We start from the raw sequence: 12,201 nt of genomic DNA on the forward strand, positions 1-12,201 counted from the left end.
CGCGCCCAGCGCACGGCGGCGATCTCCAGACGCCGGGTCGCGTCCGAGTGCCCGCCGCCGTCGAGCGCCGACGCCATCAGCTCGTGACAGGTGTACGTGGCAACCTGGTCGGGACCGGCGTGGCAGGACGAAACGCTGATCGACATGGGAAACACCTGCGGTGGAAGGAATTTGAGATAGGGCAAGATCAAGCCGTGCGCGGCCAGGCCGGCTATCGACGGCTAGTGGCCAGCGGTCATTGCTTCGATGCCACCGGTAGCCGGTTTGCGGCCGTGGCGCATGAACACCGCGATCAGCAAGGCGATGAAGCTGAAGCCGCTCATCACCAAGAATCCCAACGAGTAGCCGCGATCGGCGAAGACCTGGGGAATGACTTGGGTGAACTTATTGCCCATAACGTTGATCTGCGCCTTGACGGGACTGTTGTTCAACAATGCTGTGACGATCGCGAGGCCAATAGATGTACCCATGCTGAACGTGACGCCGAGCATACCGGAGCTGATGGCGTGTTGCTCTGGCGGAACGGCCTCGGTGACGAGAATGGGAACCGATGAATAGAGGAAGCCGAATCCGATTCCGAACACCGCTGCCAGGATGGCGTAGGTGGTCCAACTGTAAGGCAGTAACGCATATCCGATGCCCGTCCCGGTCATGATCGCGAGAGCCATGATCGCGACGATCCGGCCGCCGACTCGGGTCGTCAGGTATCCACCGAGGGGACCGAAGATCATACCGACCAACCCGGCGACAATGCCGATGTGCAGGGCGTACTGCATCAGGGTGAACCCGTCGCCATAGGTGTACCCGGGATCGAAGTGAAGTTGGACAGCGGAAAGAGGCAAATTGACGCCCACCATTTCATGCGCCTTGTCGACCACGCCCTGGCTGACTATGCCGTGCAGCTGGTCCTGGCTCGGAGTCTGCGTCATGTACCCCAGCGCGTAGGACTGCACCGCGAGGATCCCGACACCGAGCAGCCCCATCAGCAATACCAGGCTGACCTTGGGTTGACTGAGCAGTTTGACGTCCACCAGCGGCCTGCTGATCCGGGCTTCGACGACGTAGAAGGCTACCAGCAGTGCCAGACCGGCTATCAGCCATGCGAACGTGGTGGGACGACCCCAACCCCAGTCCTGTCCCTTGTCCAGATAGATCAGCGTCAGCGCCACACCAACCGAAAGCAGTACCGCGCCAACGGGATCGATACGGTCCTTCACCCGCCGCGTGGACTCCGGCACCACGATCATGACGATCGGCACCATGATCAGCGTGAAAACGCCGAGAACCCAGAACATCATGCGCCAGTCGTAATGGTCGACCAGATACCCTGCAACGATTGGCGCCAGCACCCCGGAGAATCCCATTCCGGTGGCCGTCACGCCGAGCCCGATGGGAACCCATTTACGCGGCAGCAGATCTCGGACCAACGCCCACGAAATGGCCTGCGTGGCGATTGCGAACGCCTGCAACCCACGCCCGATCAGAAACCAAGTCCAGCTATGGGTCAGCGCATCGATCAAGCATCCGACGATGAAGAACAAGCCGCAAAGAATGAAAATCCGCTTCTTACCCCAGATATCGGCCATTTTCGCGAGCAACGGGGTTGCCGACGCGCCGACCAGGCCGAGGATGATGATGGTCCAATTGATGTTGGCGCCGACATTCGGAAAAGACGATGTCATCTTCTGTAGCGCCACGGATACCATGAAGTATTGCAGCGGGACCACTTCAGTAAACAGCACGATCGCGGCTAGCACAGCAATTATCCGTGCCGTCGACGCACCGGCCAGTTGTCCGGAATCGGCGGTTTTCTCGGTGTCGTCCGGCGTCGGATCGGTCACGGTGGACATGGGTGCTCCTAGAGAACAAGCAACGTTGATCGGATAAATCTCATAGTGTTGGCCGACCCGAAAGCGGTCTTTTCTTTAACTGGGCTTTCCCGGGGCGGCATCGAGCCTGGTTTCAAACGCGCAAGGTTATGCGTACCGATGGAGACGGCCGCACGGGACGAGAGGTTCGGGGTGCTCGTCCGTTTTTCGATCGCCTTGATCGGCGAGCGCGGACCGAGCCATATCGAGTTGTCGCTGCTCGCGCGCATGTTTCTGAGCCGGCCCGGCACATGCACCACAGAGCAGTTGATATCGACCGCAACTAGCCGATCGGCTATCTCGATAGAGGCTAGCCCATCAGCTAGTCGAGACGCAAGGGTCTACTAGCCGATCGGCTATAGTCGAGGTGTGAATCCCGCCGATAGCACAATCACCGCAGCACGCGGCAAATACAGTGCCGCGCAGAACCGCACCATTAAGGCTGCACACGAACTGTTCGGCAGTCACGGCGTCAGCGGCACGTCGTTGAAAATGATCGCCAATGCACTCGGCGTCACCAAAGCGGCTGTGTACCACCAGTTCAAGAGCAAGGACGACATTGTCCTCGCGGTGGTCGAAACCGAATTGGCGGGATTGGCGGACGCGATCGTTGCCGCGGAGGCCGAGGACAACAGTCTGCGAGCGCGCGAAATACTTCTCAGCCGGGTGATCGATCTCGCCGTCGAGCGTCGACGGCTGGTCGGCGTACTACAGAACGATCCGATAATGATCCGATTCTTGGCTGAACACGAGCCGTTCCAGCTGTTGATCGAGCGCCTCTATACCGTGCTGGCCGGCGAGCACGCGGGAGCAGACATGCGAGTGCCGGCCGCGATGCTCTCGGCCGCCATCGCTGGGGCCGCAGTCCATCCCCTCGTGGTGGAACTCGACGATGACACGCTGCGAAAACATCTCCTGCATCTGACACGACGGATTCTCCAGCTACCGGAATGAGCAGGGCAAGCGCGAGAGTGCACCATTACGACATGGCCGATCTGGCGGACCGCCCCGAAGGACAGTGTCGGTCATAGCCGTCACCTTCCGGCCAGCCGGAGGACAGCGGTGCTCATACCGCCGTCCACCAGTAGGTCGACGCCATTGACGAAGCTCGCTTCATCCGACAGTAGGAAGGCCACCGCGGCCGCCACTTCTTCGGCACGCCCTTCCCGACCTAGCGGCGTGCGCTCAACCATTGTGGCCATTAGCGGATTGCTGGCCGCCTCGAGGCGTCCTTGCGGTGTATCGATGATTCCCGGCGACACCGAGCAGATTCGGGCGCCCAATGGACCGAGCCGCACCGCCTCCTGCTGCACGAAGCGTCGTACGCCATGTTTGGCCCACACATAGGCCATCCCGGTGAATTCGACGTCCGCCCCCAGCTCGCCGTGGATCCTGTCGAGTAGCCGCACATCCAGCGGCGCATCAAGGATCGCGTCGACGGCGGGATTTCGCTCGGCTACGCCGATTGTCGGCGCTATCGACGCGAAACACACTATCGCGGTACCCGCTGTGACGAGCGGCCGAAGCACCTCCACCAGCATCGCGGTTCCGACCAGATCGACGGTGAATACACGACGCCAGTCAGCCATCGTTGGCGAGATACCCGCCGCATGAGCAACCGCCCGAAGCGTGCCCAGTTCGTTGACGCGGTCGGCAAGACGGGGCAATCCAGCATCATCGGTAATGTCGAGCACGAATGGCTCGACGGTTCCGCGCACCGTCGCCGACAGCTCCTCGGCCGCCGTGCCCACAGTCTGCTCGTCCCGGTCGACAAGCAACAAGACGTCGACCGTATCGACCAGACGCTGGGCACATGCCAGCCCCATCCCCCGGCCAGCACCGGTCACAATCCCAACACTCGTCATATCTTCTACCTTCATCTTTCGTGTTGGCGTAGAACGTGCCTGGATACAGATGCGGCTCGACGGTGACGCCCTGCCTGCACCAATCGCTGCGCATAGCTGAGCCCTTGCCGCCCAACGCCATACCGGAGTGTCGACAAACGCGCGTCGAGAATCCCGGCGGCTCCGGCCCGGCGGTGCGGAAGGTAAGAGCTCAGCCGGATATCGGGCGCGCCGACCGGGCCGACGGCGAGTTCTCGAACCGTCACACCGCGGTTATCGGGCTCGCCGAAGATCTCGGCGAGTGCCACCTTCACCCGATTCTGCGTCGGGCAAGTCGGTGACATCGACGTCCGGCATCATCGCAACAACACCGGCGATCTCCGGGTCGAAGACAATATGTCATCGGTTCCTCTCTGCCAGTTCGGCAGATTTGCGGTTCATATCGGACCGGTCGGCGTGTCGTGGCCGAGGACCGCCGCCATGGGTTCCGCGCACTACCGGACCGCGAGGCCGACGTAATAGCTGCCGAGCAGGCTTGCGGCGATCAGCAAGACCCACAGATCCGTGAGGCGGCACAACAATGCTGGAGCGCGCCGCACCTCCATGAATTCCCGAAAGATGATGCGTACCTTGATGAGCGCCATGACGATCGCAGCAGAGGTGATCACAGTGCTCGGCCTGAGCGCCGCGCCGTGATTGCCGGAGTCGACCAACAGCGCCCAACCGGTTGCTATCGGCGATCACGGAAAACGGTTTGCCCAACTGTTGGCCCAACTCGAGCAACGTCAGGTGCGATACATCGCTGTAGGTCCACAGGCCGACCCACTGTGTTCTGACGTTCGCGGTCTCGGACAGCTCTGCGGCGTCGGCGCGACTCTGCATCGACCACTCCTAAGGCTGACTCAAATCAATCATGAACGAATGCGAGTCGTCAGATACTCACATTGGATGTCGTTAGCTAAATGCTATATCTGCAGGCTATATACCAGCAGATATGCTGCCACGACAAGGACGTTAACACATCCGATCGTTGTGTGGAATAGCCTCACTGACTTCAATCAGTCATGGTGCCGTACCGCGACGCGCGCCAGACGGGCAGGGCACTCATCCACTCCGCCCTACCCGAGCACACGGGCGCGAACACGCCCTATATGACCCGCGGCAGCGCTAGGCCCACTTCGTACTGGAAACAACTTCGCCATACAAAACCGAGCAGTACTATTTCTATCGCCGACAGCGCTCAATCTGTGACCGAGTCAGGTCAGTTATCTGCGCCTCCGTGTCCGCCGGCCGGGATGAGGCAGAACCGCGCGATGATATGGTCCACGACTTCCGGCGTAGCGCCGTGTCGGCCATGACATAACCAACTCGAGTCAGGTTGCTCACCGGGAAGGGAAACGATGCCCGCCAAGGGAAAGGTCTCTTCCCGCGAAGCCAAGGGGCAGCAGACACGTGAACTACTGCTGGGTGCGGCGATCGCCGAGTTCAAACGCAAGGGCATGGCGGCAGCCGATGTCGGAGAGATCGTCTCGGTGGCCGGGGTCGCGCACGGCACGTTCTTCTTCCACTTCCCGACGAAGGAACACGTGCTGATCGAACTCGAGCAGCGCGAAGAAGAACGCATGGCACGCGAACTGTCGCGATTCCTCCGTAAACCACACGACTTGGCCGCGACGCTGACCGAATCGGTACGCCTGCACGAGGCCATCCGAAAACGCCTCGGCAGTCACCTGTTCAAGGACTTTCTTGCGAACAATCCGAGCCGACGGGTGCAGTCGAGCAGTCCGACACCCTGATCGAGCAGGTTGTGCACCGCATGCCAGCGTTCCAACGTGCTGGTTTCGCGGGTAAGCGTCTGCCTCTTCGGACCGGCGGCTGCCCAGCATCGGCCATGCGCGGCAACGACTTTTTCGACCGATCGGGCAAGCCCGTGCCAGAGGTGCCAGCGGTCACTGGCCTTCAGCGCGGCGGGCAGTGCCCGGCGGATGGCTTCGGCGTAGGTAGCCGATCCGTCGCGGACGACGAGCTCGACACCGGGGTTGTCGCGCAGCCATGCTTCGAGAGTCTCGGACTTGCGGTCGGGCAGGACAGCGATTCGTTCGTGGCTGACCGCGTCGATCACCGCTGTGCCGTAGCGGTTTCGGCGCCGCAACGCGAAATCGTCCACGCTTACCACCCGAGGCACCGGCCGGTGAGGCAGCGGGATTTGCAGCAATACCCGTACTGCGGTGTGGCGGGACAGCCGAACCGGCAGCGCGGCGAGCAGCCGAACTGCGGCCCGACCGGCCAGTTCCCTCACGACCGCCCGCACCTGGCCGGTCAGCCGAGTGGTGCGCCGCTGGTAACGTTCGAGCACGCCAGGAACCTGCTCGCGAAAGGTCCTGCAGCACTGCGGCGTCGGACAGATCAACCGCCGAATCCGCACCCGCACGACCACGAGCCGGCCGTCCACCGGTAGATCGGCGACGGTCCGATGGTGATAGCTGTGAACCTTCACCGACTCCACGCCGCAGCGCGAGCATGCCGCAGGACCCGGCGCTGTCCTGGCACGCACCACGATCTGCGGACCATCATCAACGACAGCCTCGACCAGCAGAGCCGACAACCCTGAGAAAGCAAGCCCGACAGCAATATTCACCTCGCCCACCCGGGCATCGTGCCGTCAGACCATCACGCTGAGCCACCGAAAGTGAGCCAGAGCCGTTGTTGTTCTTACAGTCCCGACCCTTCACGCGAGTGACTTACCAACTGGGCAGCGTACTGAGTCAACCGAAGCCGAGCCGGTCCCTTCAGTACTTCAGTGTCAGTGTGGTGGGCCGGCGATTTCGAGTTCTTGGATTATGGGGTGGATCATGGGATTAGCGCTAGCGACCGTGAGGCGCAGGTAGCGGGCGGTGAGTGACTGTTGCACTGTGCCGGTTGTGGGGTCGGTGGTGACTGGTGTCCAGGTGTGGTTATCGGTGGATGCGGTGATTGTGTACGTCGGTGCGTGCTCGGCCCAGCGCGGGAGGATTCTGCTGATGGGATGATCGGTGCCCAGATCGACCGTGAGGTTTGCTCGGGTGCCCTCGGGTGCCCAACCGGTGGCGAGGCTGCCATCGACTGCCGCAGCGGCGTATCGGCCCGGTTCCTCGGAAGATGCGGTAACAGATGTACATCGGGCGAGGTTTTCGCTGTGGTCCAGATCCGGTCGCCGAGTCGTGACGGTCAATGGCTGGTCGGCACTGACGAGGTCGACGCCGGTCGAGGTTTCGACCTGCATCGGCGCACCGCCGGTGAGGGTGATGGTTGTGCGGTCGGGTCCGAGTTCGGCGTCGAAAGTTCTCCCCTGCCAGTGCATTCCGTGGATGGACACTCCGGATTTCAGTTCCGGCGATAGCAAGGGGGCGATACGGATCCTGTCCTCGCGCAGGCGCAGCCCCAGCAGTCCGTTGGTGAAAGACTGCAGGAATCCCCCAGCCGCGGTAACGAACGTGAACGCTGGTGCGCTCAGGATTTCCGCGAGGCCCCCGACACCCCGCGACTCCGAGAATTGCCCGAACGGTGCGCGCATGAATGAGCGCACCGCACGTTCGACATAGGTTGTGGTCGCGCAGCCGGGGCGCCCGACCGCCGCGGCGGCGATGGCGTGTATCGAGTCGGTCATGGCTGGGCCGCCGGGATCGGTGCGTTCGGCGTAGAAGTCGAGCGTATGCTCGGAAACCTCTTGGGACATGGGCCATTCCAGGGGATAGATCAGAAGCGCGGCGTCGGCTTGTTTGATCGGTGTGCCCGGATAGCCGTCGTACTGCAGGAAGGTCTGCCGTGCGGGGTCGAACGGTATGCGCAGCCGGTCGGCGATGGTGGTCCATTCCGGTGGGCTGGGTTCGCGCAGGAGATCGGCGGCGTGTGCGGCATTGCGCAGGGCAAGCGCGGCCACAGCATTGGTGTAAACCCCGTCTCGTACGCCGTTGCTGTATTCGTCGGGGCCTGCGACATCGTTGATGGAGTAGCTGCCGTCCGGATTCGGCGTGACACGTGAGGCCCAGAATTCGGCCACATTGCGCATGACCGGCCAGATGCGGGTGCGTAGATAATCATCGTCGCCGGTGGCGAGATAGTACTGCCAGGCCGCCAGGGAGATATCACCCTGCAGATGAACCTGGTTCAGGCAGTGCGGCGGCAGCCAGCTGAGACATTCGGCCAGATCGCCGCGGCTGGCGCTGGTCCATGGATAGAACGCGCCACGGAAACCGAGCAGCCGCGCATTGGCCTGCGCTGCAGGCAGCGTCTTGTACCGGTACTCCACAACCGATTTCGCCAGCTCGGGCGCGAACTGCAACAGCGTCGGAAACATCCAGGTCTCGGCATCCCAGAACACCGCGCCCGCATAGTTGTCGCTACTGAGCCCAACCGGTGAAATGCTGTTGTCCTGCCCGGAATTCGTGCTCGAATACAGCGAATACAGCGCGCCACGCACCCAAGCCTGGATTTCGGGAGCATCCGGTATGACAACCTCGCCACGCCACAGCTCCCGCCACGCCGCCGCTGTGTCGGCGAGCAGCCGCGACCAGCCCTTGTCCGCGGCTCGACGCGCGGCGTCGAACGCCGCAGCCGCAGAATCCGGGGCGGTGAGCGTTGTGTCGACACCGACGAACTTCGTCACCTCGTAGGTTTCGTTCGCCCGCGCATCCCACCGCGCATCCCGGCCGATACTCAATCCGAGTGCTGGCGAAACCTGCTGTGCCGTCGATGCTGTCGTGCGTAACACCGAAGCGACCGCACCGGTGACTGCGTCACCATCGGTTCGGAAGCCGACACCGATACCGTCTTCGCCGCGCGCACCACCGTCGATCTGCGTCATTCGCCGTGCACCGGCACCGTCGAGCACATCGCTGACGGTGACCTGACCGGACCAGTGCGGCACCATCGTCAGCCGCACCGCCCCGACATGCTGATCGACGCGATCGGTGAGCACCTCGTACACCAGATCGGTGGTCTTGCCGTCCCGTGTGGTCCAGGTGAGGGAGGTGCGTACCAGCCCGCACCGCTGGTGCACCGTCTGCGCGAGATTCGTGATCTGCGCCGCCGGTGTTGCGCCGGAGTACTTCTCGTCGCCGACACCGACGGTGAGGCCCGACCAGTTCGGAATGGCCGCCGCCACCTCGCGGTCCGCGGCGACGGTCGGTGTGTGACCGTACAGTCCGGCAACGAACGCGCCGTCATAGCGTGGCGTGTACAGCGGCCAACCACTCAATTGGTCCGTCCCGGCGTAGCCCGTACCACGCGGGGGCACCCGCAACCCGAGATAGCCGTTGCCCACGAAGGGATGTCGATCGTAGGCGGCATCGACCGCGCCGCTCGACGGTGCCCACTCCGGCGCAGCGGCGAGCTCGTCATCCGGGCAAATAGTCCCCGCCGTCACCTCGGACATGTGGCGCACCGCCACCACAGGAACCTGAACCACCAGCGCGAGGACCATAAGCATCGCGACAGCGATCCAAGCCCTTGCCCACACGCCGACGCGCCCGAAGCACCTACTTATCAATGACAACTACGTACCTCTCCATATGGTGTGTGGGTCCCACCGAAGCCCGCCACGCGGCGGAAGGGTGGTTGATAGCCAATGTGGGCAGTCGATTCGGGAAGGGAAACGACTACTGCGCCCTGTACCAACAGAAACAGCTGATCGTCGGTAGGCGATGCTCCAGTCTGATCAGCCGTTTACGCCTCCGGCGGGGCTACCTACAGATCGGAACGAGGACGACCAGGTATCTTGTTGGTCGCCCAGTTGTCCTGGCTGATCTCTGTCGTCCAGCGTTCAACACGCCGCCGCGCTGCGCGCTTCAGCCTCCTCGGCCCCACCGTCCCGAGCTCGGACTCCGAAGGGCACACAGTCGGAGATCGATCGACAGCCTTTTCCACCATGGCCGTTGGGGATCGGGTCGCGCGATCGGTATTCTCGCTCTCGTGACCTCGGCAGGCGATGCAACTGGTGGGTGTCGAGGCATCGTGGCTAAACTGCCGCACAGCGGCGCACAGTAGATACTGCACTGGCGTTGTTAACCGAGCATGGTGTCGGCGGGACGTCGTTGCAGATGATCGCCGACGCCCTCGGTGTGACGAAAGCCGCTGTCGACTATCAGTTCAAGTCGAAGAACGACATCATCCTCGCGGTGGCCGAGACCGGACTGGAAAGGTTGGATGCCTCGATCGGCGCCGCCGAGGCGGAGGAGGGCGATCTGCGTGCTCGAGAGGTCCTGCTCACCCAGATCGACCTCGCGGTGCAACGCCGACGATTGGTCGGCGTGCTGCAGACCGATCCGGTCATGGTGCGATTCCTCGCCGATCACGACGCGTATGCCCAAATGATCCCAAATGATGGAGCGCTTGTTGACGGATTTGAGTGGTGCGAACGCCGACATCGACATGCGCGTCGAGGCGGCGATGATATCGGCGGCCATCAGTGGCGCCGCTCTTCATCCGCTGGCGATCGACCTCGACGATGAGACGTTGCGGTCTCATCTGATGCGTCTGGCGCGACGGCTTTTTCGGCTTTCCGAGTAGCCTCGATGTCTGCGCGGTGATCAGCAGCCGGGCACCGGTCCACCTTGCAGTTCGACCAGCGCGCAGAACGTCGTCGCCGCGACCTTCCACTGACCGTTTTCCTGCACCGCCTGCCCGGACTGATCAGGCAGCACCGGGTTGCCGCCCATCAGCAGCGTGTACGTGACGGTGGCGTGCGCAGCATCGCCCGCCTGCACCGCGGACACGGTCGCCGTCGTCTGTGTGGCCGGGTTGTCGGCTTGGGCCGTCAGTACCGGCGCGAAGGTCGTGCCGTTCTCTACCAGAGCGACCCGCTGATCCACCGGTGTTTTGGTGTCGAAGAATGCCACGAAGGCGTGGGTGACCGCGTTGGTCGTGGCCGAATCAGCTTGTGCCGCAGTCGATGACATCGACGCCGCGGCGGCGGTCGTTGTCGTGGTGCCGCTCGTTTTGTCGGTGGAGCCGCACGCGGTGGCGGTGGCGACGGTGATTGCGGCGATGCCGCACCAGGTCGCGATGGTGCGAATGGTGGTGTCGTACATGATGGATCTCCTCTCGAAGCTGGTGATTCGGTTGCTCACCCGAGTGTCAAACGGTTGCGCAACGGGGTTCGCGCTTCTGAGAATGGCGTTACCCTGTGATAGGCGACACTAGCCGAACGGCTAGGTATACGTCCACCCCGAATCGGAAAGCTCGAACCTGGAGTTGTCCATGCCTATCGATGTCTACCAGTTCCGCCGCCGTGGCCGGCCCCGCCACCTTTGCCCACGCTGGGTGAACGGTGTTGACGCCCACCGGCTCGGCGAAGCCTCGTGTTTGCGCGTCTTCACGGCGCTTACCAATGCTCGCGCTCTGCAACGAAGCGGGTCCGCTGCGATACCTCATGGCGGCGCCGGGCGGCCGACGAGAACCGACGACGTCGCCCACGAAGCGCTCGACCACCTCGCAGACGGGCCCACCGGGATCTTCGGTCAGAACCTGCCGGTCGGCGGTTCACCGTTCGGTGCGATGAGCTGCCGCGCTGCACTGCTCGCGATGAGCCGGGGGCGCATTAGGCGCCGATACCCAGGAGATAGTCCGATCACGAACAGGCACGCGCAGATCGGTCAGGGGGTGGCCCCGCTCGGCCGGTCGACGCCGCGAACCCGGCGCAAGCCGAAAAGGCCGTAGTCCAAAGGGAATTCGAGCGGGTTCTGTAGTCCACGTCGACACGTCCCTCAATTTTTATCCCACCAGGAATCGTTGACCTGTCCGCATGACTGCCGCCCGGTCCCGGCAAAGCCGGCAAGCAACCGTTTTCAGTCAACACTATGCAGGCGCAGGGTGTTGCGTTTATGCTCAGAGCACTGACTAGCCGATCGGCTAGTCTCCCTCGTCAAGATTAGATAGGCATGGTGCACGTTATGGCCGAGACGGAGAGCGCGCAGGTCGAGAGGTGCCGCCGTAGGGCAGGGCGAGTTACCGGCGCAAGGACAAGTGTCGCGCGCGACATTGCTCGAATCCGGTGAGCATTATGCCAGGCCATTTCCGTGATCACCGGCGGCAGCAGGTCTGGGTGACAGTGCTTTTCCGTGAGGATTCGAAGCGATTAGGCGAACCGACGGGGAATTGATCTTATTCTGGACTCTGCCCATCTTGGGATAATCTGGATCACCGCATACTTCTCGTTTCCGGGTTTCGTCCATCCGATGGCACCGCCGATGTCGGCGGATAACGTCGCGGACTTCTATCGGGATCCGGCGAATATCACCCGCATTCGGTACACCTTGATCGACCACGAGCTGACCGTACCGAATTCCTTCCACCAAGGTGTTCCCCATGTCGATCAGCGTTTCGTCCTGCCACGCCGGTCCTGACCAGGCTGGCACCTACACCTGTCACGAGCTGATGGCGTCGGCGCTCGACGGCGGCGGGCACTCGGACGCGACCCGGCGTCTGGAGATCGCCGCCGTGCGCTGGGCGCG

General features: G+C 62.7%; 7 protein-coding genes and 3 pseudogenes. 4 read left to right on the forward strand and 6 right to left on the reverse strand.

Annotated features, from left to right (window positions below; genetic code table 11):
- Nucleotides 1-221: 221 nt before the first annotated feature.
- A complete protein-coding gene (locus ACIBI6_RS41015) occupies nucleotides 222-1,850 on the reverse strand; it encodes an MFS transporter (protein WP_329406801.1) in 1,629 nt (542 codons plus the stop codon).
- Nucleotides 1,851-2,237: 387 nt separating this feature from the next.
- Here ACIBI6_RS41015 and ACIBI6_RS41020 point away from each other — a divergent pair, with 387 nt between their 5' ends.
- On the forward strand, nucleotides 2,238-2,822 hold the full coding sequence (locus tag ACIBI6_RS41020) for a helix-turn-helix domain-containing protein (RefSeq protein ID WP_329406798.1): 585 nt from the start codon (nucleotides 2,238-2,240) through the stop codon (nucleotides 2,820-2,822).
- An 80-nt stretch (nucleotides 2,823-2,902) separates the two neighbouring features.
- On the opposite strand, the gene ACIBI6_RS41025 is transcribed toward ACIBI6_RS41020, so the two are convergent.
- Nucleotides 2,903-3,733, reverse strand: a complete 831-nt coding sequence (locus ACIBI6_RS41025) for an SDR family oxidoreductase (protein WP_329406796.1) — start codon at nucleotides 3,731-3,733, stop codon at nucleotides 2,903-2,905.
- A 473-nt stretch (nucleotides 3,734-4,206) separates the two neighbouring features.
- Nucleotides 4,207-4,446: a cytochrome C oxidase subunit IV family protein gene (locus tag ACIBI6_RS41030; RefSeq protein ID WP_396960567.1), complete on the reverse strand. Its 240-nt coding sequence runs from the start codon at nucleotides 4,444-4,446 to the stop codon at nucleotides 4,207-4,209.
- Nucleotides 4,447-5,112: 666 nt separating this feature from the next.
- Here ACIBI6_RS41030 and ACIBI6_RS41035 point away from each other — a divergent pair.
- Nucleotides 5,113-5,463, forward strand: a pseudogene (locus tag ACIBI6_RS41035) (TetR/AcrR family transcriptional regulator); the annotation flags it as partial.
- A gap of 2 nt (nucleotides 5,464-5,465) precedes the next feature.
- Here ACIBI6_RS41035 and ACIBI6_RS41040 read toward each other — a convergent pair.
- Nucleotides 5,466-6,359: pseudogene (locus ACIBI6_RS41040) on the reverse strand (ISL3 family transposase); the annotation flags it as partial.
- A gap of 156 nt (nucleotides 6,360-6,515) precedes the next feature.
- The gene (locus ACIBI6_RS41045; RefSeq protein ID WP_396960565.1) at nucleotides 6,516-9,158 is read right to left on the reverse strand and encodes a discoidin domain-containing protein; all 2,643 of its coding nucleotides are present in this window, start codon (nucleotides 9,156-9,158) and stop codon (nucleotides 6,516-6,518) included.
- 631 nt (nucleotides 9,159-9,789) lie between these two features.
- Here ACIBI6_RS41045 and ACIBI6_RS41050 point away from each other — a divergent pair.
- Entirely contained in the window at nucleotides 9,790-10,200 is a 411-nt protein-coding gene (locus ACIBI6_RS41050) for a TetR/AcrR family transcriptional regulator (RefSeq protein WP_364360201.1), read from the forward strand.
- A gap of 78 nt (nucleotides 10,201-10,278) precedes the next feature.
- On the opposite strand, the gene ACIBI6_RS41055 is transcribed toward ACIBI6_RS41050, so the two are convergent.
- The gene (locus ACIBI6_RS41055; RefSeq protein WP_329406784.1) at nucleotides 10,279-10,779 is read right to left on the reverse strand and encodes a hypothetical protein; all 501 of its coding nucleotides are present in this window, start codon (nucleotides 10,777-10,779) and stop codon (nucleotides 10,279-10,281) included.
- 1,045 nt (nucleotides 10,780-11,824) lie between these two features.
- Here ACIBI6_RS41055 and ACIBI6_RS41060 point away from each other — a divergent pair.
- Nucleotides 11,825-12,009, forward strand: a pseudogene (locus ACIBI6_RS41060) (hypothetical protein); the annotation flags it as partial.
- Between the last annotated feature and the right edge of the window lie 192 nt (nucleotides 12,010-12,201).

The sequence above is a fragment of the Nocardia sp. NPDC050412 genome (assembly GCF_044458825.1).
Taxonomy (GTDB): Bacteria; Actinomycetota; Actinomycetes; order Mycobacteriales; family Mycobacteriaceae; genus Nocardia.